This is a genomic window from Amycolatopsis rhabdoformis (assembly GCF_035918295.1).
In the GTDB taxonomy this organism is placed as follows: domain Bacteria; phylum Actinomycetota; class Actinomycetes; order Mycobacteriales; family Pseudonocardiaceae; genus Amycolatopsis; species Amycolatopsis rhabdoformis.
This window is the reverse complement of the sequence record NZ_CP142149.1, coordinates 3508329-3532021: the sequence shown is the minus strand read 5'-3', so window position 1 is coordinate 3532021 and position 23693 is coordinate 3508329. Positions and strand designations below refer to the sequence as shown.

Genomic DNA, 23693 nt, shown 5'->3' with positions numbered 1-23693 from the left:
CCCGGGGTGTCAGGGTTCCCGCCGGACGCGGGTGGTCAGCGAGCCGACGCCGTCGACCTCCACGGTGACCACGTCGCCGTCGGCGAGCAGCCGCTGCGGCTCGCGGCGGTAGCCGACCCCGCCGGGCGTGCCGGTGAGGAGGACGTCGCCGGGCAGCAGCGTGGTGAACTCCGAGACGGTCGAGATCAGCGCCGGGATGTCGAAGATCAGCTTCGAGAGGTCCGATTCCTGCAGCTTCTCGCCGGACACCACCGTGCGGATCCCGGCGGCCGACAGGTCGGCCTCGCCGGGCGTGACCAGGTACGGGCCCAGGGGAGTGGAGTGGTCCCAGGCCTTGCCCTGCAGCCATTGGTGGGTTTTGTACTGGTAGTCGCGCATCGTCACGTCGTTGGCGACGGTGTAGCCCAGCACGTGGTCGAGCGCGCGCTCGCGCGGGATCCGGCGGCCGGGGCGGCCGATGACCACGGCGAGCTCGGCCTCGTAGTCCACTTGCGACGATTCGGGCGGCAGCACGAGGTCGTCGCGCGGGCCGAGGAGGCTGGACGCGAACTTCGTGAAGAACACCGGGTAGGTCGGCAGGTCTCGGCCGGTCTCGCCGACGTGGGTGAGGTAGTTGAGGCCCACACAGACGATCTTGTCCGGCGCCGGCACCACCGGGCACAGGTACACGTCGTCGACCGCCACGCTTTCGCCCGGCAGCTCATGGGCGTGCGCGAGGGTCCCGACGTCGGTGTGCAGGCCGAGCTCCTCGACGCCGGCGAGCGGGATCAGGCGATCGCCGTCGACCCGGCCGACGCGGCGCTGCCCGTGGAGTTCGTAGGTGGCGTAGGCCATGGTGTCAGCGGGTTCCTTCGTGGTCGTGGGTGAGGTGGCCGAGTCCGGAGTGGACGGACCGGCCGAGGCCGCGGGCGGAGACTCGGGTTCTTCCGTCGAGTCCCGAAAGTCGGGACAGTGATGCTGTTAATCGGGACAGTACGATGCCGTGTCGCGACCCGTCAACGGTTGACACCGATCCGGCTCGGTGTAGCGTCGGGCAGCACACAAACGCAGTTCTGGGGGCTCGAGCGCCAAAATCGCGGTTTCCGGGCGTCGTGTCCCACCTCGATCGACGGGCGGGTCTGGCCGGTGTCCGAAGTCCCCAAGTACCCCATCGAGTCCGTGGACCGGGCGCTGCGCCTGCTGGCGATGTTCAAGGACACCGAGTCGCTGTCCCTTTCGGACGTGGCCGCCGAACTCGAGGTGACGCGGTCCACCGCCCACCGCCTGATGGCGATGTTCGCCTGGTACGGCTACGCCGACCAGGCGCCCCAGTCCAAGGAGTACGTGGCCGGCCCGGCGTTGCTGGAGCTCAGCATCGGCGTGGCCCGGCGGCTGCGCATCACCGACCGCGCGCAGGGCCTCATGCAGCGGGTGTCGGCGACCATCGACGAGACCATCCACCTGGTCATGCTCAACCGCCGCCAGGTGACCTTCATCGACGGCATCGAAAGCACGCGCGCCCTGCGGGCCGGCCTGCGGGTGGGCAATCGTCTCCCCGCCCACGCCACCGCCAGCGGCAAGGCCCTGCTCGCCGCCCTGCCCGACGCCCAGGTCGCGGATCTGTTCCCCGACCCCGACCTCACTCCGGTCACCCCCCACACGGTCGCAACCCTCACCGCCCTGCGCGCCCAGCTCGCGACGGTGCGCGAACGCGGCTTCTCCGCGAGCGAGCAGGAGAGCGAGCCCGGCCTGGTGGCCATCTCGGCGGTCCTCCCGGGCCGCACGAGCGCCATGAACCTGGCCCTGTCCGTCGCGATGCCGAGCGTCCGCGCGGACGAAGCCGCGATCACCCGCGTCGGCACACTGCTGCGGTCGGTGATCGACGAGAGTTCCGCGGAGAGCTGACGCCGCCGGCCGAACCGCGAGCCGTAGCTGCACTTTTCTGGGGTGCCTGCTGCTTTCGGCGGCACGCTGCCGCGCGAATCGGGGGCTGGTGACCTCGGCGAACGCCGCGTCCATCAGGTCTGCTGGCGAGCGCGCGGCGATCGATTGAGCCGCAATCCGGGCGCCTGCTGCTTCTGATGTCCGAAGGCCGCGCGAATCGACGGCCGATGACCACAGCGAACGCCGTGTCCTTCGGGCCCGACGGCGTGCACCCGATTGGCTGAGCCGTGAACTAGGCCATGTGTGGCACTGGACGCTACGGGGCCGCGCGAATTCGCCGGCGGTGACCTCGGCGAATGCCGCGCCCCTCAGGCCCGACAGCGAGCGCAAAACCCACCGCACCACACCCGCCGCGCACCTCCGGACGCTTCACGAAAGATCATCTCCCCCTGCCCCCACTGACGTGAAATTCGGGAACCCCATACCGCATTTCGGGACAAGACTGTGCAGGTCGCGCCGTGATCCGTGTCCGCCCAGGGGAAATCCGCCGGTAAGACCGGGTCGCGAGTTCGTTGACAAGGCCCCCCACCCGTGCAACCTTGTTGCTCAGCAGAATCCAGATTCTGCTCTGCGAACAGCCGAGGGTTCCGCAGCCGCCCGCCGAGGCCGGGCCGGCACGGCGTCGGCGTCCCGTGATCACCCAACGGAGGAGCGGATCATGGCCAGTTCACCGGTTGTCGACGTCGCGGCGGTGCTCGATCGCCCGCGGTGGTCGGGCGTGCAGAAGCGGGTGCTCGCGATCTGCTTCTGCCTGGCGTTGCTCGAAGGGTTCGACTCACAGGCGATGGGGTACGCGGCGCCGGGCGTCGCGAAGGAGTTCGGGTTGGGGCCCGGCGCGTTGGCGCTGGTGTTCTCCAGTGCGCTCGTCGGGATGTTCCTCGGCAGCGGGGCCTTCGGGCTCGCCGCCGATCGGTTCGGGCGGCGGCGGGTGCTGCTCGTCGGCACGCTCGTGTTCGGCGTCGGGACCGTGCTGATCGTGGTGGCCGGCACGTCGGCCGGAAGCCTGGCGGCACTGCGGTTCCTGGCCGGCATCGGCATGGGCGGCACCATCGCGACGCAGCTGGCGCTCGCCGCCGAGTACTCGCCGGCGCGGATCCGCTCCACGGTGATCATGATCCTCGTCGGGTCGCTGGGCCTGGGGTCGTTCCTCGGCGGGGTCGTGGCCGCGGCGCTGATCCCGGCCTACGGCTGGCGCTCGATCTTCGCGGTCGGCGGGATCCTGCCGCTGGTGCTGTTCGTGGTGATGGCCGTCGGCCTGCCCGACTCGCTCCGGTTCCTCCTCACGAGCGGACGGGTCGCCGAGGCGCGCAAGCTGCTGGCGCGCGTCGCGCCGGACGCGGTCGTGGACGAGCGCGTTTCCCTTGTGCTGCCGGAAGAAACGATCCGGCGCTCGCCGGTGGCGACGTTGTTCACCGACGGCCGCGCGTTCGGGACCACGCTCGTGTGGATCGCCGGGTTCATGAACTTCCTCGCGGTGTACCTGTTGCTCAGCTGGCTCCCGGCGCTGTTCGAACAGGCCGGCCTGTCCTCGCGCACCGCGGTCGCGGCGACCGCGACGTTCACCCTCGGCGGGTTCGTCGGCGCGATCGTGCTCGGCCTGCTGATCGACCGCCGGGGCCGGGCCAACCGGCTGCTCGCCCTCGGGTACCTCGGATCCGCGGTGTTCGCGGTCGTCGCGGCGGTGAGCACGCATCAGCCGCCGGTGCTGTTCGGCGCGATCTTCCTCGCGGGCTTCGGGATCATCGGCTGCCAGGGCGGCGTGAACGCGGCCGCGGCGGCGATGTACCCCACCGCGGCGCGCGGCACGGGCGTCGGCTGGGCCAGCGGCGCGGGCCGCGTCGGCTCCATCATCGGCCCGACGCTCGGCGGTTCGCTGCTCGCCGCCGGGCTCGCCTCCACCAGCATCATCGCCGCCGCCGCGGTGCCCATGGTGCTGGCCGCGATCGCCGTCGCACCGCTGGGCTCGGCGTCGCGCCGCCGGGCCGAAGCCGATTCGAAAAACCCGGCCGCTCCGGCCGTCGAAGACACGAATGCCTGAACGCAAGAACATCGGGTTCGAAGGAGAACAGCATGCCCCGGCGTACGACGGTCCCCAACGAGGACGGCCAGCGGGAGACCCTTGGCGCGGTCGAGGTCACCCACCACTTCGAGGAGGCGCCCGGCGCGGTGGCGCCGATCCGCTGGCACTACGTCACGGCGGGCGACCCGAGCGCGGACACCGTGGTGCTGCTGCACGGCAATCCCGAGAGTTGGCGCTCGTGGGAGCCGCAGATCGAGGCCCTCGCCGATACCTACCACCTCGTGGCCGTGGACCTGAAGGGATACGGCCAGAGTGACAAGAGCCCCGGCGACTGGCGCTGGGAGAACACCGCCGAGGAACTGCTCGCGCTGCTCGACCAGATCGGCTTGGACCGCTTCGCGATCGTGTCGCACGACCGCGGCACCGTGCTCGCCGACTACCTGGGCGGCAACCACCCCGACCGCGTGCGCTGCTACGTCCGCCTGCAGCAGGTCTGCCACGTGTGGCGCGCCGAGTACTCCTGGCAGGCCGGCTACTTCGCCGATCCGCTCTTCGGGCCCTACCTGTTCGGCGACCCGGACCTCTACTTCCGCTTCCGCCTCAAGGCGATGCTGAAGAACGACGTGCCGGAGGAGAAGCTCGAAATCCTGGCGCGCGAAATGAGCTACCCGGGCATCGCCGACGCCGTGGTGCGGTACTACCAGGCCTCGACGTTCGAAAAGGAGCGGCTCGACCGCATCCGGCTCTTCCCGAACATGCGCTTCCCCGTGCTGCTGCTGCAGGGCGACCGCGACGACGGCCAGCCCACCTACTACTTCGACCACCCGGAGCTGCCGGCCACGGCGTGCTTCCCCGACGCCGAACTGCAGTGGGTGGAGGGCGCCGGGCACTACACGAACCTGGAGAAACCCGAACTCGTGACCGAACGCGTCGCGAAGTTCCTCGCCACGCACCTCAAGGCCGGGTCGTGAGCACCCGGCCCGCCGGTCCGTCAGTCCTCGACGACGGTGAGCTGCTCGCTGATCCGGGCCGCGGCCAGGCGTACCTTGGCGATCAGCGCCCGCTCGGTCTTGGCCGGCATGCGCGAACCGAGCCCGACCACGCTGAGCGCGGCCACGACCTCGCCCTTGCGGGTGCCCCAGATCGGCGCGGCGATGCCGACGATGTCGGGGTCCACCTCCGCGCGGGCGACCGCGTAGCCGTCGGAACGGATCTGGGCCAGGCGTTCGACGAGCTTGTCGACGTCGGTGACGGTGCGGTCGGTGAACTTTTCGAGCTCGGTGTGCGCGAGCAGTTCCCGCACCTGCTCGGGTTCGGTCCAGGCGAACAGGACCGTCGCGGACGCCCCGGCGTTCACCGGCAGCACGGTGCCGCGGTCGTAGGAGATGCGCACGCGCTGGCGCGAGGACTCGGCGCGGTCGACGCACACCACGAGGTCGCCGTTGCGCCGGGTGAGGATCACGGTCTCGCCCGTGTCCTGCGCGAGCTCGTCGAGGACGGGGGCCGCGACCTCGGACAGGCCGTAGGTCTTGCGGGCGAGGCGCGCCAGCTCGAGGATGCGCAGCCCCAGGCGGAACCCGCCGCCGGGCGCGTCTTCGAGGAACCGCGCGGAGACGAGCGACTGCAGGTACCGATAGCCGGTGGAGCGCCCGACACCGAGCCGGTCGGCCACCAGCGCCCCGCTCACCACCGGCTGCTCGTCGCTGAACATCGCCAGGATGTCGAGGGCCCGATCGGCCGTGCTGTTGCGTTCACGGCGCACTTTCACGGAATTCTGTCCTGACATGCGGGACACCCTACCGCACGTCGACACGCCTTGTCCCGTCTCGCGAATTCGCGCTGGCACAGTCGCTTTCCGGTGGCCCCAGCCGAGTGTGCCGAGGCTGGTGGGCGGTGTCTTGACAGGCGACAGAGCGGGACGCACGCTGAGTCCGTCCCGGAAAACAGGACTTGTGTGCGTCAAATCGGGACGGCTTACGGTCGATCCCCGTCGGTGCGCCACTGCCGTTTCGGAACCCGGAGAGTGAGCAAATGCCCTTCAGCTACGTGGAAATGATGAGCGGCTTCGGTTTCTCGGAGTTCGCCGAGCTGCCCGACTTCACGCCGGTCGAACCGGCGCCGTTCGACATCCCGCTGTCGCAGGCGCGACTGGGGCTCTTCGCCACGGTCGGCGCGCACCTGCCGACGCAGCGGAAGTTCCAGCCGGTCAACGACCTGACCTTCCGGATGGTCCCGCTGGACGTGCCCGTGGCCGAACTCGAGTTCGACCACCCCTCGCCCATCCGCAGCTTCGCGCTGGAGGACCTCAACGTCGTCTTCCCCCGCGACCGGCTCGTGGAGCTGCAGGCGCGGGGCGTGTTCGGCGAGCTCGCGCCGGCGGCGGTCTCGATGCTCGGCTCGATCACGAAGTACCGCGGCCTGGCCGAGCAGACCGCGCCCGCGATCGCCGAAGTCGTGGCGGAGCAGGGGGTGGACCTGATGCTCATGGTGCCGTTCTGCCCGGCCTGCCACCGCGCGACGCACCTGATCTCGCGGGCGCTGGAGGCCAAGGGCATTCCGTGCGTGACGATGACGGCGCTGCGGGAGATGGCCGAGGCGTTCAAGCCCGCGCGGCCGGTGTTCGCCGACTTCCCGCTCGGGGCCACCGTCGGCCGGCCGAACCACCCGGAGATGCAGCGCTCGGTGCTGCAGACGACCCTCGAGGTCGCCGCGAAACCCGTGCGGCCGTGGCACATCACGGACCTGCCGCAGCAATGGTCGGTCGACCGCTCGTGGGAGGACGACGTGCGCAAGCTCTACGAGGCCGAGGGCCAGGAGGTCCACCGCGCCCGCGTGCGCAAGCACATGGCCGAAGGCGAAGGGCTGGCCGGGCGGGAGAACGAACTGGACGTCGCGTGCGGGTGCTGACGCCGGAGCCGAACCGCTTCACCCGCCAGGCCCGCCACCGGATCGCGCGAACCACGGACGAAAGGGAAGCATGAACACGAACAAGAGCCTGCAGGACGTGCTGGACGCGGCGGGCAACACCGTCGAGCTGCTGCGCAATTCGCAGCTGCCGGCCTACGGCTTTCCGGTGGTGCCCGCGGAGTTCACCAACTTCCGCCGCGAGGCGAAGGCCTGGCACACCACCGCGGTGATGTACGACCAGACCCACCACATGGTGAACCTGTGGCTGTCCGGGCCGGGCGCGCTGAGCCTGCTCGCCGACACCGGCGTGAACAGCTTCGCGAACTTCCCCGTCGACTCGGCCAAGCAGTTCGTGCCGGTCGGCCCGAGCGGCGGCGTGATCGGCGACGGCATCCTGTTCCGGCTCGGCGAGGCGGAGTTCGTGTTCGTCGGCCGGGCGCCGGTGTGCAACTGGCTCACGTTCCGGGCGGGCCAGGGTTACGACGTCGAGGTGCGCCGCGACGAACGGTCTTCGCCGCGCACGTTCGGCAAGGCCGTGAAGCGGGACGTGTGGCGGTTCCAGATCCAGGGGCCGCGCGCGTGGGACGTGATCGAGAAGCTCAACGGCGGACCGGTCGAACAACTGAAGTTCTTCCGGCTGAGCCACCTGACGGTGGCGGGGGAGCGGGTGCGCACCCTGCGCCACGGCATGGCCGGTGCGCCGGGGCTCGAGCTGTGGGGACCGTACGAGAGCTACGACCGGATCCGCGAGACCATCCTCGAGGCGGGCCGCGAGTTCGGCCTCGAGCCAGTGGGCGCCCGCGCCTACGGCGTGAGCGCGCTGGAGTCGGGGTGGATCCCTTCCTCGCTGCCGGCGATCTACACCGGCGACGAGCTGCGCGCCTACCGCGAATGGCTGCCCGCCACCGGGTACGAGGCGATGAACGCGCTCGCCGGCAGCTTCGTCTCCGACGACATCGAGGACTACTACCTCACGCCCTGGGACCTCGGGTACGGCGGCCACGTGAAGTTCGACCACGACTTCGTGGGCCGCGACGCCCTGCGCGCGATCGACCCCGCCACCCAGCGGCGCAAGGTCACGCTGGCGTGGCACGCCGAGGACGTCGCCAAGATCCTCGCGTCGCCGGTGGACCGCGACGGCCCGGCGTACCAGCTGTTCGAGCTGCCGCTGACCACCTACGGGTCGGCCACGTTCGACACCGTGCACGACGCCGACGGCCGGACCGTGGGCCTGTCGCTCTACACCGGTTACAGCCCGTTCGGCCGGGAGGCGATCTCGCTGGCCACGGTCGATCCCGACGTGCCGTTCGGCGCGGAGGTGCGCGTGGTCTGGGGCGAACCCGGCGGCGGCACCCGGAAGGTGACCGTGGAGCCGCACGAGCAGATCACCGTCCGCGCGATCGTGAGCCCGGCGCCCTACACCGCCATGGCGCGCGAGACCTACCGCCACGGCTGGCGTTCCGAGGCCGCCGTCTCGTCCTGACGGGCGGCTCCCGTCCGGAGTCACCTCTGAGCCGCGAGGGGTGCGCGACCCCGACCTTTGCCCGCGCGCCCCTCGCTCCGTCCTGCCCGGCACTGCTTGCTTTGTGCTGCCTTGTTTTGTGCTGCCCTGCTCGCGACCACTTCCGGTGAGGTGTGATGACCAGCATTTCCGATGAGGACAGAACCGCCGCGGCCCGCGACCGGGTCGCGCGGCTGATCGGCGCGGCTTCGCTCGAGGTGATTCCCTTGCGTGGCGCGGAAGCGAAGGTATCCGCCGTGCCGCGCGGCACCACCGTGACGATCACCTGCTCCCCGAAGTTCGGCCTCGACCGCACCGTGGCGCACACGGCCTCGGCCGTCGCGAACGGCTACCGGGTCGTGCCGCACCTGGCCGCGCGGATGGTGGAGGACGAGCGCGCGCTGCGCCGCTTCGTGGCGCGGGTCGTGGACCTCGGCGTGGACGAGCTGTTCGTGATCGGCGGCGACGGCGACGAACCGGTCGGCCGGTTCTCCAGCGCGGTCGAGGTGCTGCACGCGTTGCAGGACTTCGACCACGGTGTGCGGCGCATCGGCGTCGGCGGCTACCCCGAGGGGCACCCGAAGATCGCGGCGGCGCGGCTCACGGAGGCGCTGCTGGCGAAGCAGGTGCACGCCGACTACCTGGTGAGCCAGCTGTGCTTCGACGGCGTCGCGCTGCTGCGGTGGCTCGAAGACGTGCGGGCCCGAGGTGTCGGGCTGCCGTTGCGGATCGGGCTCGCGGCCCCGATCCGCACGGCGCGGCTGGTGGAGCTGTCGCTGAAGATCGGCGTGGGCCAGTCGCTGCGGTACCTGACCAAGCAGCACGGCATGGTCGGCGGGCTGCTGCTCGGGCGGTCGTACGCGCCCGAGAACCTCCTGCACGAGCTGGGCGAGCGGCTGACGTCGCCGGAGCTCGGCATCGAGGGCCTGCACGTGTTCACCTTCAACCAGGTCGACGTCACGGTCGACTGGCAGCGCCGGATCGCCGGCGAGTAGACCGAAGGACGGGCGATGCCGATGATCGGCCACTGTGGACTCGCGGCGCCGGACAGTGCGTTCGGCCCGGCCGCCGGTTCGCGCTGCCTGGTGCTGGGCGTCCTCAACGTCACCCCCGACTCGTTCTCCGACGGCGGCCGGCACCGCAGCGTGGCCGCGGCCGTCCACCACGGACTCGAGCTGGCCGCCACCGGGGCCGACCTCGTCGACGTCGGGGGCGAGTCCACGCGGCCGGGCGCCGCCCGGATCCCGCTCGCCGAAGAGCTCGCGCGGGTCCTGCCGGTGGTGCGCGAACTCGCCGGCGCGGGGGTGCGCGTGAGCATCGACACCATGCGCTCGGCCGTGGCCGCCGCGGCCGTCGACGCCGGCGCGGTCCTGGTCAACGACGTCAGCGGCGGCCGAGCCGATCCGGCGATGGCCCGGTGCGTGGCCGAGCTCGGCACGCCCTACGTCGCCACGCACTGGCGGGCTCCCAGCGCCGACATGGCCGCCCACTCCCACTACGGCGACGTGGTGACCGAGGTCGTCGCCGAACTGCGCGACCGCCTGGCCGCCCTCACGGCCGCCGGCGTGCGGCCCGAGCGCATCGTGCTCGATCCCGGCCTCGGCTTCGCGAAGACCGCGGAGCAGAGCTGGCAGATCCTGCGCCACCTCGACGCCCTGCACGAGCTGGGTCAGCCGGTGCTCGTGGGCGCGTCGCGCAAGTCCTTCCTCGCCGCCTTCGGCCCCAGCGGCGGCCCGGGCCGCGAACACGCGACCACCGCGATCTCCACCCTGGCTGCGGCCCGCGGCGCCTTCGCGGTGCGCGTCCACGACGTCGCGGCGTCCGCCGTCGCGGTACGGGTGGCGGCGGCTCTCGCCGTGTCCGGTGCCGCCGCGGGTGACCTCTGTGGACGAATCCTGGATGTCTGATGTCCGGGTGAACCTCATCCGTGGTCAAGGGCACGAAAGATTGGGTTGACCCGCGCCGACTTCTCGAACGTAAGCCCTGGGCCGGAGTTGGCCCGATCCCGGGGAAACTCGACCGCGCCGACGGTGTCCGTTTCGAACCGGGCGCGTGAGGATCGGGGGCATGACCGCATCCCACCGCCCGGTCCGGGTGGATCTCGTCCTCTTCGATGGCTGCGACGACCTCGACGTGTTCGGCCCGCTGGAAGCGCTCGGCATCGCGCGCAAGGGTGGGGCCGCGCTCGAGGTCGCCACCGTGACGCTCGCCGCGCAGGAGTCCGTGGTGACCAACCACGGCGTGCGGATCGTGCCGGCCGGTGTGTACCGGCCGGGGGCCGACTACCTCGTGGTGCCCGGCGGTGGGGCCGGGGGGACCTCGGGCGTGGGTGCCCAGCTGGCCAGCGGTGCCTGGTACGGCCCGCTCGCCGAGGCGATGGCGTCGGGCACCACGCTCGTTTCGGTGTGCACCGGGGCGTTGCTGCTGGCGGGGGCCGGGGTGCTCGGCGGTCGTGCGGTCACCACGCACCACGCGTCGCTGGAGCGGCTGCGGGGGATGGGCGCGACGGTGGTCACCGAGCGCGTGGTCGACGCCGGTGACGTGATCAGCGCCGGTGGTATCACCAGTGGCATCGACCTGGGGTTGTGGCTGGTGGAGCGGATCGCGGGGCGCGCCGCGGCGGATCGGGCGGCGAAGGTCCTGGAGTACGAGCGGTTCCGGCCCGCCGCGGTTCCTGCCGGCGAGGGGAAGCCTCGTGCCTGATCGTCGGCACTCCCTCGCCGTGGCCGCCTTGGCCGGGTGCTTCTTCGCCGCCTCGTGCGGCGCCGGCGCGGCGGCCGATCTGCCGACGCCCCCTTCGAGCGCGGTCGCCGGCGGACGCCCGGCGCCGGCCTGCCCGGCTCCGCCGGTGTTGACCGCGCCGCCGAACCGGATCGTGACGATGGACGGCGGTGCGGCCGCGATCGTCGTCGAGCTGGGGCTCGGTGACCGCATCGTGGGGACCTCCGCCACCGACTACTTCGTGCCGTTCGGCCCGCCAGAACGCGCGAAGCTCGACCGCATCCCGGTGCTCGATCCGCGCCGCGCGAGTACGGAGAAGGTGCTTGACGCACATCCCGACCTCGCGGTCGGCACCTCCAACCTCAGCTTCGGCGGATTCGACGGCACCCCGTCGGCAGAAGTGCTCGAGAAAGCCGGGGTGAAAGCCCTCGCGGCCTGCCAGACGCAGCCCGCACCCGTCCGGGGCATCGACCAGACGACGAAGTTCGTCACCGAGGTGGCCGCCGCGCTCGGCGTGCCGGAGGCCGGCGAGAGGTTGGTCCGGCGGATCCGCGCCGACGCCGGCGCCCCGGCTCGCGAAGATGAGCCGGCGCCGGTCCTGGTTCTGACCGGGGTGCCGGCTCCGGGCACCCCGGTGTCCACGCGCGGCGGCGGAACCCTGGTGAACGGGGTCGTCGCGGCCGCGGGTGGCCGCAACCTCGCCGAGGACGTCCCGGCCGCGTTCGCCGGGCTGAGCGCGGAGGAGATCGCCGTGCGCGATCCCCGAGCGATCGTCGTGCTGTCCGGCTTCGCGCAATCCTCGGACGCGGACTTGCTCGCGGGCGTCCGCGCCAGTCCGCTGCTGGCCGGGACGACGGCGGTCCGCGAGAACCGCATCGCCGTGATCCCGCAGAGCACCGCGCTCACCCCGAGTGTGCTGACCGGGCAAGCGGTCCACGCGGTGGCGGAGCTGCTGAAGCGGCCTGCCGCATGACGGTGCGGGCCTCCGCGCGCGAGCGGGTTCCGGTGCTGCGCCGGGCGCCGTTGTGGGCGCTGGCGGTGGTGCTGATCGTGGTGCTCCTGACGTCGATGGTCATCGCGATCGGCATCGGCCCGGTCGCCGTGCCGGTCGGTGACGTGGTCGACGCGGTGACGCGCCACCTCGGCGGCGCCGGACCGGCCGGGCGGTACGACTTCATCGTGTGGGAGCTGCGCGTGCCCCGCGTGCTGCAGGGCGCGGCGGTCGGCGCGGGACTCGCCGTGGCCGGGTTGCTCACGCAGGCGATGACCGGCAACCCGCTCGGTGATCCGTACGTGCTGGGCTTGTCGTCCGGCGCGGCGGTGGGCGCCGTGCTCGTCCTCACGACCGCCGGGTCGGCGGTGCTCGGCGTCCTGACCGTTCCGGTGGCGGCGTTCCTCGGGGCGCTGGCCGCTGCCACGCTCGTGTTCGCGTTGGCGCGCAACGGTTCCCGCACGCCGCCGGCCCGGTTGGTGATGACCGGGATCGCGCTGGCCCAGCTGTTGTCCGGCGTGGTCTCATTCCTGCTGCTCACGACGCAGAACTCCAACGCCCAGCAGCAGGTCCTGTTCTGGCTGCTGGGCAGCCTGGCCGGCACTCAGTGGCCGCTCGCCTCGGTCGGCGCGGTCGCGATCGGGCTCCTGATCGTGGCGGCGGCGGCCGGGTCGAGCCGGCTGAATCTCCTGGTCCTCGGAGACGACGGCGCGGCCGCCCTCGGCCTGAACTCCTCGCGTCTGCGGCTCGTGCTGCTGGTGCTGGTGACGCTGCTGACCGGCACAGCCGTGGCGGTCGCGGGCAGCATCGGCTTCCTCGGCCTGGTCGTGCCCAACCTGACCCGGCTGCTCGTAGGAGCCGACCACCGCCGCGCCGTGCCGGTCGGGGCGCTGCTCGGCGCGCTGATCCTGGTCTGGGCGGACACGGCCGCGCGCGTGGTGCTGGCGCCCACCGAGACGCCGATCGGGATCCTGACGGCGGTGTTCGGCGTTCCCGTTTTCCTGCTGGTGCTGCGCCGCAGCGCGACCGGAACGGCGGGGCTCACGTGAAGCTCCGATTCGCCGGCGTTGCAGCCGGCTACACGGACGTCCCCGCCGTGAGCGAGGTCGAGGTGACCATCGCGGAAGGCGAGTTCGTCGCCCTCGTCGGGCCCAACGGCAGCGGAAAGTCGACGCTCCTCAAGACGGTGTACCGAGCGCTGAAACCCTCGGCGGGCGCGGTCTGGCTCGGTGACGACGACCTGTGGCGGGCGCCGCGGCGCGACGTCGCCCGGGCGGTCGGTGTGCTGGGACAGGACCAGGCGGGCGGGTTCGACTTCTCGGTGCGGGAAGCCGTCACGCTCGGCCGCTATCCGCACCACGGCCCCTTCGCCCGGCTCGGGCCGGCGGACGCCGCGATCGTGGCGGAGGCGCTCGAGCGGTGTGGGTGCGGACCGCTGGCGGACCGGTCGTTGGCCACGTTGTCCGGCGGTGAGCGGCAGCGCGTCCTGTTCGCCCGCGCGCTGGCGCAACGGCCCCGCCTGCTGGTGCTGGACGAACCGACGAACCACCTGGACCCGCGTCACCAGATCGCCGTGCTGGAGCTGGCCGCCGCGGCCGGGGTCACCGTGCTCGCGGCCCTGCACTCCCTGGACCTGGCCGCCCAGTACGCGGACACGGTGCTGGTGCTGGCCGAAGGACGGGTCCGTCGCTCGGGTCCGCCGCGCGATGTCTTCGAACCGCGCCTGCTCGGCGAGGTGTTCGGCGTCGGCGGTTCGCTCGTCGACGATCCGGTGACGGGTGCGGCCAGGCTCCTGCTGCACGCACTGTGAACGGGGTGGTGCGGGTCAGGCCGGCACCGCGGTCAGGGGACGGTGCGCGCGCCGGTAGCGCGCCGGCGTGGTCCCGGTCGCGCCGGTGAAGTGGGTGCGGAACATCTCGTCCGAGCCGAAGCCGACTTCCCGGCCGATGAACCCGATCGGGCGGTCCGTGGTCTCCAGCAGCCGCCGGGCCTCGGCCACGCGCTGGCCGGTCAGCCAGCCCATCACCGTCATCCCGGTCTCGGCCTGGAAGCGGCGGGTGAGCGTTCGCACGCTCACGCCGGCGTGTGCCGCGATCGTGGTCAGGGTGTGCGCGTCGGTCAGGTTCTCCCGCACCCACTGGCGGGTGCACTCGAGCGACCGGTCGGCGAGCCCCACCGGCCGCCGGAGCACTTGCGGCTGCTTGCTTTCGCGGTGCGGGGCGCTGACCAGGAAGCGGGCGATCGTGTCGGCCGCGGCGGAGCCCAGGTCGGTGCGCAGCACGTGGAGGCACAGGTCGACGCCCGCGAGCAAGCCGGCCGAGGTGAGGATCTGCCCGTCGTCGACGTACAGCCGGTCTTCCCGCACGTCGACAAAGGGGTACCGGCGGCGCAGCTCTTCGGCGCACTGCCAGTGGGTGGTGGCGGGTCGTCCGTCGAGCAGCCCGGCCGCGGCCAGCACGAACGCGCCGATGCAGAGGGACACGATCCGGGCGCCCCGATCGGCCGCGTTCCGCAGCGCGGCCCGGACTTCCGGTGGCAGCGATCCGGTCACCGGCTGCCGTCCCGGAACGATGATCGTGTGCGCTCGGTCCAAATCGGACAGCGGCTCGACTCGCGTCGCCACCAGCCCGGCCCCGATCGGCGGTTCCCGCTCGGGCCCGGTGAGCGTGACCGAGTACGGGTTGCGCAGTCCCGGCGCTTCCGCGGCGACGTAGGCCGGCCACGGACCGAAGATCTGCAGCGGGATGGCCAGATCGACGCCGACGGTACCCGGCAGCACGAGGATCGCCACTCGGTGGCGCTCGAGCCCGCCCAGTACTCCGGAGACTGCCATCGGTTCCTCTTCCGCGTAGTCGGGAAATCCATCGTCCACAATGGTGTGGTGCTGCTGTACGGTCGGCTCGTTCATCGCGCCGTGCTCAGCGCATGAGCGATCCGCCGTTGATGTCCACGGTGGCCCCGGTGAGGTACCCGGCGGAGTCGCTCACCAGATAACCGACGAGCGAAGCCACCTCGTGGGGTTCGCCGAGCCGGCCGACGGGGATCGCGTCCGCGAGCTCGTCCGCCCGTCCGGCCGGGAGCGCGTCCATCGCCGGCGTCCGCACCGAAGCCGGGGCGACCGCGTTCACTGTCACGCCGAAGGCCGCGAGCTCCCGGGCGAACACCTTCGTGAGCACCAGGACACCGGCCTTGGCCGCCGAATAGTGGGCGCCGGCCACGGTTCCGCCCTGCTGGCCGGCCAGTGAGGCGACGTTCACGATGCGTCCCCACCCGCGTTCGCGCATCGGGGCGGCGCAGAGCCGCGTCAACGCGAACACGCTGCGCAGGTTCGTCGCGAGGACGCCGTCCCACTCGTCGAGGGCGATGTCCCACACGGAACCGGCCACCGTCCGGGCGGCGTTGTTGACCAGCACATCCGGCGCGTGCCACCGCGAACCGACGAGCTCGACCGCGCTCTCGAGCTCCGTGATCCGGTCGACGTCCGCGCGCACCGCCAGCGCCGTCGTGCCGTCGGGGTTCAGTCCGGTGGCCACCGCGCGCACGGATTCCTCGTCGCGGTCGAGCAACGCCACCAGCGAGCCGGACCGGTGCAAGTGGGTCGCGATGGCGGCACCGATCCCTTGCCCCGCTCCGGTGACCAGGGCCACGCGCTGTTCCACGCTCACCTCACAGCACCGGGCCGGCGGGCAGGCCGACGCCCAGCAGCACCCGGCCGTAGAACTCGCTGCTCGTCTGGGTGCTGAACGCGGCGTGGCGGGACGCGGTCTCGAGGTCGCGCCACGTCCGTTGCAGCACCGAGCTGTCGGCGAAGCTGCCGGCGCCCGCGGTGTCGAGCAGAGCGCTCACGGCTTCGCGAGCGCACCGCACGGCGTGGCTCGCGCTCATCCTCAGCCGCGCGCGAGCGGCCGCGTCCGGTCGGCGCCCGGCCCGCGCGTGGCCGTCCACCTCGTCCGCCGCGTGGGCCAGGTGCAGCCGGGCGGTGTCGATCAGGATCGCCGCCTCGGCGACGTTCACCTGGTGCGCCGGCGATTCGGCGACCGTCGCGTACAGGGGTGAAGTGAGGCGTTTGCCCCGGGCCACGGCCCCGGTCACGCTCTCCAAGGCGGCCGCCGCGATGCCGACGCAGGTTCCGACCAGCGGCAGGTTGATGGACAGGTGGAAGGTCACCCGCGGTTCGTCCGGGTGCTCGTCGCGGTAGCGGCCCTCCGCCATCGCGGTGAGGTAGACGACCCAGTCATGGTCGACGGCCAGCTCCGTGGCCACGGCCGTGTTGCTCCCCGTTCCGCGCATCCCCGCGACGTGCCACACGTCGATCGTGTCGAGTTTCGCGGTCGGCACCAGCGCGAGGCCCCGTTCTCCTTCACCCCAGGCGATGCCGAGCAAGGTCCACGGTGCGTGGTGGATCCCGGAGATCCACGGCCAGCTGCCGTCCAGGACGAACCCGGCCGGGGTGCGGCTCACCGTTCCGGAGGGGTTCGCGGTACCGCAGACGAAGGCGTCCGGGCGGTCTCCCCACAGTTCTTCCCGGACGGCGTCACCGAGCTGCCCGGCGAAGAGGTTCCCGCCGTACGCGATACCCACGATCCAGGAACTCGCGGCACACCCCCGCGCGAGTTCGACGCACACTTCCACCGCGGTCCGGACGTCGGCCGCCATGCCACCGAACCGGGCCGGTGTCCCGAGCCGGAACAGGCCCGTGCCGCGGAGCGCTGCTTCACTCGGCTCCGTGATCCGGCGGGCTCGGTCGACGTTGCCCGCCTCGGCGGCGAGCACCGGTACCAACGCCCGCGCCGCGTCGATCACAGCTTGCTGCATGGCAGAAGTCCTTTCTCCGCCTTCGGTCACGCGCTCGGGTAGGGCACGGCGTAGCGCAACGGTTCGTTTCGCGCGAAGCGCCAGAGCTGGCTCTGGACCAGGCTCTTCACCCGCGACCGCAGCGCGGCGGTGAACGCGCCGACGTGCGGCGTGATCACCACCCCCGGCGCCGACCACAGCGGGTGACCCGGCGGCAGGGGCTCGGGCTCGGTGACGTCGAGCGCGGCCCGGATCCGGCCGTCGGCGAGCGCCGCGGTCAGCGCCGGTGTGTCCACGACGGACCCCCGGGCCACGTTCACGAGGAGAGCGCCGGTTTTCATGCGGGCGAGAACGCCGGCGTCCACGAGGTGGCGGGTGTCCTGCGTCGCGGTCGTCGCGAGCACGATCACGTCCGCCTGCGGCACGAGCTCGGGCAGCCGCGCCACGGCGTGGACCGCGCCACGACGCGACAGCCGCCCGGTGCGAGCCACCCGGGTGACCACGCACCCGAAGGGGACGAGCAACTCCTCGAGGGCCGCACCGACCGCGCCGTAGCCCACGATCAGCACGTCCGCCCCGGTCAAGGACGGACTGGTCCGCTGGTGCCACCTCCCGGCGTCCTGGGCCCTGGTGTAATCGGGAATGCCGCGTAGTGAAGCCAGAACCAGCGCCAGCGCCAGCTCCGCGGTGCTCGCGCTGTGCAGGTCGCCCGCGGTACACAGGGTGACCCGGCCGGGGAGGCGTTGCAGCAAGGGCAGCAGGTGATCGACACCCGCGCTGAGCGCCTGCACCGCACTGAGCCGCTTCATCTCCACCAGCGGCCGCGCGATCACCGCGGGATCCTGCACGAGCGGATGCGCGTAGAACACGGCCGGCGCCGGATCGGCGGGAAACTCGGCGCCCCCGTCCCACGTCACGTAGTCCAGCTCGGCCGGCAGGTCGTCGAACTCGTCGCGGGGAAACGGGACCCAGGCTGTCCTGGTTCCGGAGGAGGGGCGCACTCGGTCGAGGCTAGTGTGGTGGTGTGTGGGGGATGTAGTCCACTTGAGCTTCGGATCGGTGGTCCGGTTGTGGGGGTCGGTGACAGGATTGCAGTGTCCATGTGGGAGTCCGGCGCCGATGTCTGGGGTCGGAGTCGCGGGGGAGTGTCGAGGGCCCGTGAGGTCGTCCGCCCGAACCCGACGCTCGCTCCCCGGTCGACTTACGAGGCCAAAACCACGCGGCGGCGGGAGCAATGGCCCGGGCCGATCGTGCTGGACTGGCCTTCCATCGTCACCTGATCGATCAGTGTTGGGCTTCGACACCTGGGGGTGCCGTCGCGAGCGCTCAATCGAGATCGGCCGCGGCGGAGGGCCGCGAGAACACGCCGCCGGCGGCTGGTCGGTGCGTTCCGATCACGGCCACAACGCGGCTGCTGAAGCCCGCCGCGGCCGGCCTCAGCGGAGGTCGGTGAGCTCGACGGACAACTGTGGACACGACCCCGTCCAGCGCCGCAACTCGTCGAAGTTCACGGCGCCCAGCACGCGAACGGCCGCGATCGGACGGAACCGGACAGCCGTTCCCGTAGATCCGTCCGCGGCCAACGGGACGAGGGCGGTCACCGGAAATGCGTGCTCATAGCGCTGGGTCCAGGAACCGTTGTCGCGCCTGTTGGTGTGCACCAGCCACTCGCTCAGCGCAGCCACCACCGAGATGCCTCTGCGCGGGTGGCCGTCCGGCAGGCAAGGCGGGGCGGGCGCGTCGAAGTATCGGAGGTCCCTCGACACCATGACGGGCTTTTTGACGATCTGTCCCCGCTGATCGCCCACGGTTTCGGTCCCTCGCCCGTCGTCCGAGACCGTTGTCGACCCGTCGGCGTGCAGCGTGATCGAACACCGTCCGCCGCCGTTGGCTTTGGCCTCTTCCTCGGCGTACGCGAAGACCTCGAGGATCAGATGTCCCGCCCCGCCCGGGGCGAACCGCGCCGCGGCTTCGCGGATGTGCTCGAGGTGCTCGACGTCGACCTGGCTGGCCCAGTCATGGGTCGTGGTGTGCCGAGGTCTCCTGGGTTGGCCCATCACTGAAGGTCGACCCACGTCACCCGGGGGAGTCCGCGTACTCGACGTTCGGCCCGTACGGCGCGGCCTTGACCGCGGATGCCGGTGCCGCGGCTGTGGCGGTATTCGGCTTCCTTGGGGGCTGCCGACACCGAGACCTGCTCGACAGCCTGCTGCATCGCGCGACAGCGCGCCGCCTTCTGCTTGGCTCGCGCGACCAATTGATCGACGCGGGCTTCCGTAGTCTCCGCTTTGTCCGATATCGGGTTGCTCATCCGGTTGTCCGCCCCCTTGCCGAACCGGGTACGAGTAAACCACCGAAGGATCCGGAAAGGCGGCCTGAATTGTTTCGCCACCCAACCTGACCGAGCGAGCCGGCGGCAGCCGAGTCCTGACCGCATACCGGATCTGCACCCCTCGAACCGCTGACCGATACTCGCTGGGAACCACTCGGCGGGACTCCGCACCCCGGACGCCCGATTGCGGGCGCAGGTCCGGGTCCGGCCGGCGGGTGGAGAACGGAAGCAGCGGGGATGGAGAGGCGGCCGGACATGCCTGCGGCGGCGCACGTGCTGGCCAGCGGTGTGCTGGGCAGGGTCGACGACCTGACCGATGAGCTCGTCCGCGTCATCAACGAGCAGAATCCGGGTTACCAGCAGCTCAACGTCGTGCCCGAGCCCGATCTGTGGCGCTCGTGCCACGACAACCTCGAGCGGGTGCTGCAGCTGCTCGGCCAGGACGGGGACAACGTCGAGCGCGTGGCGCAGTTCTACGACGCCGCGCGTGCCACGGGGCAGCGGCGGGCGCGGCAGCGGTTGCCGCTGGATGATTTGTTGCGGTCGTTCCGGATTGGCGGGCGGTTGGTGTGGCAGGCGCTGATCGCGCAGGCGCGGGCCGAGCACGAGATGGACGCCGACGATCTGCTCGACCTCGCCACGCGCGTCTGGGAGCTGGTGGATGCGCTCTCCTCACAGGTCGCGGCGGCGTACCACGCGGCTGAGCGGGCGCTGGTCCGCGCCGATGAGCAGCGCCGCGCGGCTTTGTGGGAGGGCTTGCTGCAGGGGCGGGCGTCGGACGCGGCGTTCGCCTACGAGGCGAGCCGGATCATCCGGCTGCCGGTGGAGGGGCCGTACGCGGCGGTTGCGACCGAGGGGCGGTTCGCCACTAGCGACCTCACCGAGACGCTCGGGCGCAAACTCGACGAATCGGGCCTCCGGTCGGCGTGGCAGGGTCGCGCGGACGCGCTCGTGGGGTTGGTGTCCCTGGCCGGGAGCGACACCGCGGCGCTGATGGCGGCGCTGGCCGCCGTCGGCGGGGCGGTGGGGGTGTCGCTGGTGGTCGACGGACTGGCCGAAGTGCACACCGCGTACCGGCAGGCGGTGCTCGCGTTGCGGACCGTGCCGCACGGGGAGCCGACCGCCGTGTGCCTCGCCGACCGGCTGCCGGAAGCGCTGCTGCTCAGTTCGCCCGAACTGACCGGTTCCCTGATGCAGCAGTGGCTGCGCGGACTGCTGGACCTGCCCGGCGACGAGCGCCAGATCCTCCTGCAGACGCTCGCCTCCTGGGTGGAGACCGGCGGCTCGGCCACGCGGGCGGCGCAGGAGCTGCACTGCCACCGCAACACGGTGCTCAACCGCGTGCGCCGGATCGAAACGCTGACCGGGCGTTCGCTGCCCGGCGGCGAGATCCCGATCGAGCTGGCCCTGGTGGTGCGCGCCCTGCCGTTCCTGCCGCCGCGCCGGCGGTCGTGACCGCCGGCGCCGTTGTGCACGGCGCCCAATGACACTACGGCAAACGTAGGCACGCAGGTCATGGTTGCGGCGCGTGAAGGTGTGTCACACTGCGGCCCAATCCGAACACTCCCCGCATTCTCCGATCACTTCTCTGACACTGTCGTTCGAGAGGAACCCGCCACCCATGGCACAGCAGGACCACGACGCCCGGCCCGCACCGGATGCGCCGCGGCACTTCGACCGGCGCCGTTTCCTCGGCTTCGTGCTGGCGGCGCCGACGCTCGCCGTCGCCGCGCAGATCGCCCAGACCGGCCTGGCGCCGCAGGAAGCCGATGCCGCGCTTCCCTCCCTTCCGCAGCCCGCGGACCTCTTCGACCTCGGCGACCTGCAGAACCTCGCCGCCGCCCCCACGTCCGGCCTGATCAGCGTGCAGATCGGGACGGACGGGCGCGCGTCGTTCGCGGTCCCGCGCGCCGAGGTGGGCCAGGGCATGACCACCGCGGTGGCGATGATGGTCGCCGAAGAGCTGGACATCCCGCTGTCGAAGATCGACGTCACGCTCGCCGACGCGCGCCCGGAGCTACTGATGAACCAGCTCACGGGCGGCTCCAACTCGATGCGGAGCATCTTCACCCCGGTCCGCACCGTCTCGGCGATCGCGCGGGCCCGGCTGGTCTCGGCGGCCGCCGCCCAGTGGGGCGTGCCCGAGTCGCAGGTGAGCACCGCCGACGGGATGGTGCACCACACCAGCGGCAAACGGGCGTCGTACGGCTCGCTCGCGAAGGCCGCCGCGGCGGCGAAGACCACCACCGCCACGGCTCAGCTCAAGTCGCGCGCGGACTTCAAGGTGCTCGGCACCGCGCAGAACCGCATCGACGCCCTCGAGGCCGTGACCGGGCGCAAGCAGTACACCCTCGACCACGACGTGCCCGGCGCGCTGCCGACGATGGTCGCGCGGCCGCCCACGATCAACGGCACGGTGCGCTCGATCCAGAACGAGGCCGACGTCAAGGCGATGCCGGGTGTCACCGACATCGCGACGATCGCCCACGGCGTGGCCGTGCGGGCCGAGACGTTCGGGCAGTGCATCGACGCCATCCGCGCGCTGAAGGTGACCTGGGGTCCCGGCACCGTCGACGGCGAATCCGACGCGACCGTGCTGAAGAAGCTCAAGGCCGCGCAGCTGCCGCTGGTCGTGCCCGGAGTGCTCACGCAGTCGCTCGACGCGGAGTTCACCTTCGCCTTCGCCAGCAACAGCCCGCTCGAGACCGGTTCGGCGATCGCCGACGTCCGGGCGGACCGCGCCGAGATCTGGTCGTGCCTGAAGGTGCCGATCGTCGCGCAGGAGCAGATCGCGCAGTTGGTGGGGCTGCCGCAGAGCGCCGTCACCGTGCACGTGACCCAGGGTGGCGGTTCGTTCGGCCGGCACCTGTTCCACGACGCGGCGCTCGAAGCCGCCGAGGCGTCGAAGAAGATGGGCAAAGCGGTCAAGCTCATGTGGTCGCGCACCGACGACTTCCGGCAAGGCCGCGTGCACCCGATGTGCGTTTCGCGGGTGCGCGCCACCTACGCGCTCGGCAACGTGGTGAGCTTCGAACAGCGGCACACCAGCGTGCAGACGGAGTTCAGCCACGGCCTCGGCGAGATGCTCACCTCCACCACGGCGAAGCTGCCCATCGCGGGCAACCTGAGCTTCGCGGAGTCGATCTTCGAGCTCACGCAGTCCTCGCCCTACAACTTCGGCGTGACCACGCAGCTGCTCAACGAGATCCCGCTCAAGTTCAACACCGGCAGCATGCGCAACATCTACTCGCCCAACGTGGTCACGGCCGAAGAGCTCGTGGTCGACCAGCTGGCGAAGAAGATGGGCAAGGACCCGGTGCAGTTCCGGCGCGACTTCCTCAAGGACGCCCGGCTGCGCGCGGTGCTCGACAAGGCCGTGCAGGTCGGCGAGTGGGGCCGGTCGATGCCGGCGGGCACCGCACAGGGCATCGCGTTGCACTCGGAGTACCGGGGCGCGGTGGCGGTGCTGGTGGAGATCGACTGCCGCCCGGAGACGGTGAACCGCAAGGTCAGCGAGGCGGTGACCGGCCCGCGGGTGACCAAGGCGCTCGTGGTGGTCGATCCCGGGTTCGCGATCAACCCGCGCGGTCTGGAGGCGCAGATGATCGGCGGCCTCAACGACGGCATCGCGATGTGCCTCACCTCCAGCCTCCACATCAAGGACGGCATTCCGCTGGAAGGCAGCTGGGACAACTACTTCTACACCCGCGAGTGGAACACCCCCGTCGAGACGCGGGTGGTGATCATGCCGAACACCTCGGACACCCCGAGCGGTGCCGGTGAGCTCGCGGTCGCGCCGTCGTTCGCCGCCGTCGCGTGCGCCTACGCCCGGGCCGTCGGGAAGATGCCGACCACGTTCCCGATCAACCACGGCACGCTCTCGTTCGAGCCGCTGCCGCTGGACCCCTCCACCCCGCCTTCCCCCGTCGACGGCCTCGACTACGCCTACTAGGAGTTCTCCGTGCCACAACACACCTTCAAGCTCAACGGTGAGCAGGTCACGGTCGAAGCCGAAGACACCGAACGGCTCCTGTGGGTGCTGCGCGACCGCCTCGGCGTGAAAGGCCCGAAGTACGGCTGCGGGCTCGACGTCTGCAAGGCCTGCACGAGCCACATCAACGGCAAGGCCTTCAACCCCTGCTCGGTGCCGGTCTCGAAGATCGCGCCCACCGACGAGGTCACCACGATCGAAGGCCTGCCCGCCACCGTGGGCAAGGACCTGCACCCGATGCAGGAAGCGTGGCTGGAGCAGGACGTCGCCCAGTGCGGCTACTGCCAGCCCGGCCAGATCATGGCCGCGGTGGCCAAGGTCCGCCAGGCCCGCGCCTCCGGCCGCGACCTCACCGACGCCGACCTCGACGAAATCCGCAACATCTGCCGCTGCGGCACGTACGCCCGCATCCGCGAGGCCATTGTGGAGGGTTCGAAGAACATGTGAGCCCGGCTCCCGGGACACCGGGACGGGCCGGCCGGCGAGGAGGTGGTGATCACCCGTGAGGGGTGG

The 23693-nt window shown here is 71.5% G+C and carries 22 protein-coding genes; 14 read left to right on the top strand and 8 right to left on the bottom strand.

Annotation, left to right across the window (positions count from 1 at the left end):
- Positions 1 to 9: 9 nt before the first annotated feature.
- Positions 10 to 834: a fumarylacetoacetate hydrolase family protein gene (locus VSH64_RS16050; RefSeq protein WP_326836399.1), complete on the bottom strand. Its 825-nt coding sequence runs from the start codon at positions 832 to 834 to the stop codon at positions 10 to 12.
- Positions 835 to 1125: 291 nt separating this feature from the next.
- Here VSH64_RS16050 and VSH64_RS16045 point away from each other — a divergent pair, with 291 nt between their 5' ends.
- The 3 genes from VSH64_RS16045 (at position 1126) to VSH64_RS16035 (ending at position 4914) form a co-directional block, all read left to right on the top strand.
- Positions 1126 to 1884 (top strand): IclR family transcriptional regulator, encoded by a 759-nt coding sequence (locus VSH64_RS16045; protein WP_326836398.1) that lies wholly within the window; start codon positions 1126 to 1128, stop codon positions 1882 to 1884.
- Positions 1885 to 2581: 697 nt separating this feature from the next.
- Positions 2582 to 3961, top strand: coding sequence for an MFS transporter (locus tag VSH64_RS16040; protein ID WP_326836397.1), 1380 nt, complete (start codon positions 2582 to 2584; stop codon positions 3959 to 3961).
- A gap of 32 nt (positions 3962 to 3993) precedes the next feature.
- The gene (locus VSH64_RS16035) at positions 3994 to 4914 is read left to right on the top strand and encodes an alpha/beta fold hydrolase (protein WP_326836396.1); all 921 of its coding nucleotides are present in this window, start codon (positions 3994 to 3996) and stop codon (positions 4912 to 4914) included.
- A 20-nt stretch (positions 4915 to 4934) separates the two neighbouring features.
- Here VSH64_RS16035 and VSH64_RS16030 read toward each other — a convergent pair whose 3' ends face one another.
- Positions 4935 to 5729, bottom strand: coding sequence for an IclR family transcriptional regulator (locus VSH64_RS16030; protein WP_326836395.1), 795 nt, complete (start codon positions 5727 to 5729; stop codon positions 4935 to 4937).
- Between the two features lie 245 nt (positions 5730 to 5974).
- On the opposite strand from VSH64_RS16030, the gene VSH64_RS16025 reads away from it, so the two are divergent.
- From VSH64_RS16025 to VSH64_RS15990, 8 genes are all read left to right on the top strand, one after another.
- Complete coding sequence (locus tag VSH64_RS16025; RefSeq protein ID WP_326836394.1) at positions 5975 to 6850, top strand: hypothetical protein; 876 nt, start codon at positions 5975 to 5977, stop codon at positions 6848 to 6850.
- A 70-nt stretch (positions 6851 to 6920) separates the two neighbouring features.
- Entirely contained in the window at positions 6921 to 8333 is a 1413-nt protein-coding gene (gene ligM, locus VSH64_RS16020; RefSeq protein ID WP_326836393.1) for a vanillate/3-O-methylgallate O-demethylase, read from the top strand.
- 155 nt (positions 8334 to 8488) lie between these two features.
- Positions 8489 to 9346 (top strand): methylenetetrahydrofolate reductase, encoded by an 858-nt coding sequence (locus VSH64_RS16015; RefSeq protein WP_326836392.1) that lies wholly within the window; start codon positions 8489 to 8491, stop codon positions 9344 to 9346.
- Between the two features lie 21 nt (positions 9347 to 9367).
- Positions 9368 to 10258, top strand: a complete 891-nt coding sequence (gene folP / locus VSH64_RS16010) for a dihydropteroate synthase (RefSeq protein WP_326837962.1) — start codon at positions 9368 to 9370, stop codon at positions 10256 to 10258.
- Positions 10259 to 10418: 160 nt separating this feature from the next.
- Positions 10419 to 11054: a DJ-1/PfpI family protein gene (locus VSH64_RS16005; RefSeq protein ID WP_326836391.1), complete on the top strand. Its 636-nt coding sequence runs from the start codon at positions 10419 to 10421 to the stop codon at positions 11052 to 11054.
- Complete coding sequence (locus VSH64_RS16000; RefSeq protein ID WP_326836390.1) at positions 11047 to 12045, top strand: ABC transporter substrate-binding protein; 999 nt, start codon at positions 11047 to 11049, stop codon at positions 12043 to 12045. Before VSH64_RS16005 ends, VSH64_RS16000 begins: the two co-directional genes overlap by 8 nt.
- Positions 12042 to 13112, top strand: coding sequence for a FecCD family ABC transporter permease (locus tag VSH64_RS15995; RefSeq protein ID WP_326836389.1), 1071 nt, complete (start codon positions 12042 to 12044; stop codon positions 13110 to 13112). The genes VSH64_RS16000 and VSH64_RS15995 overlap by 4 nt, the downstream gene beginning before the upstream one ends.
- Positions 13109 to 13873, top strand: coding sequence for an ABC transporter ATP-binding protein (locus VSH64_RS15990; protein ID WP_326836388.1), 765 nt, complete (start codon positions 13109 to 13111; stop codon positions 13871 to 13873). Before VSH64_RS15995 ends, VSH64_RS15990 begins: the two co-directional genes overlap by 4 nt.
- Before the next feature lie 15 nt (positions 13874 to 13888).
- On the opposite strand, the gene VSH64_RS15985 is transcribed toward VSH64_RS15990, so the two are convergent.
- The 6 genes from VSH64_RS15985 to VSH64_RS15960 all read right to left on the bottom strand — a co-directional run bounded on the left by VSH64_RS15985 (position 13889) and on the right by VSH64_RS15960 (position 19168).
- A complete protein-coding gene (locus VSH64_RS15985) occupies positions 13889 to 14971 on the bottom strand; it encodes a GlxA family transcriptional regulator (protein ID WP_326836387.1) in 1083 nt (360 codons plus the stop codon).
- Between the two features lie 10 nt (positions 14972 to 14981).
- Entirely contained in the window at positions 14982 to 15728 is a 747-nt protein-coding gene (locus VSH64_RS15980) for an SDR family oxidoreductase (RefSeq protein ID WP_326836386.1), read from the bottom strand.
- Position 15729: 1 nt separating this feature from the next.
- A complete protein-coding gene (locus VSH64_RS15975; protein ID WP_326836385.1) occupies positions 15730 to 16878 on the bottom strand; it encodes an acyl-CoA dehydrogenase family protein in 1149 nt (382 codons plus the stop codon).
- Between the two features lie 26 nt (positions 16879 to 16904).
- Positions 16905 to 17858, bottom strand: coding sequence for an NAD(P)-dependent oxidoreductase (locus VSH64_RS15970; RefSeq protein ID WP_326836384.1), 954 nt, complete (start codon positions 17856 to 17858; stop codon positions 16905 to 16907).
- 435 nt (positions 17859 to 18293) lie between these two features.
- The gene (locus VSH64_RS15965; RefSeq protein WP_326836383.1) at positions 18294 to 18914 is read right to left on the bottom strand and encodes an ATP-binding protein; all 621 of its coding nucleotides are present in this window, start codon (positions 18912 to 18914) and stop codon (positions 18294 to 18296) included.
- On the bottom strand, positions 18914 to 19168 hold the full coding sequence (locus tag VSH64_RS15960; RefSeq protein WP_326836382.1) for a hypothetical protein: 255 nt from the start codon (positions 19166 to 19168) through the stop codon (positions 18914 to 18916). The genes VSH64_RS15965 and VSH64_RS15960 overlap by 1 nt, the downstream gene beginning before the upstream one ends.
- 258 nt (positions 19169 to 19426) lie before the next feature.
- Between VSH64_RS15960 and VSH64_RS15955 the strand changes: the two genes are divergently transcribed.
- The 3 genes from VSH64_RS15955 to VSH64_RS15945 all read left to right on the top strand — a co-directional run bounded on the left by VSH64_RS15955 (position 19427) and on the right by VSH64_RS15945 (position 23627).
- Entirely contained in the window at positions 19427 to 20644 is a 1218-nt protein-coding gene (locus VSH64_RS15955; protein WP_326836381.1) for a PucR family transcriptional regulator, read from the top strand.
- 166 nt (positions 20645 to 20810) lie between these two features.
- Positions 20811 to 23141, top strand: coding sequence for a molybdopterin cofactor-binding domain-containing protein (locus tag VSH64_RS15950; protein WP_326836380.1), 2331 nt, complete (start codon positions 20811 to 20813; stop codon positions 23139 to 23141).
- Between the two features lie 9 nt (positions 23142 to 23150).
- Positions 23151 to 23627, top strand: a complete 477-nt coding sequence (locus VSH64_RS15945) for a (2Fe-2S)-binding protein (protein ID WP_326836379.1) — start codon at positions 23151 to 23153, stop codon at positions 23625 to 23627.
- Positions 23628 to 23693: the final 66 nt, after the last annotated feature.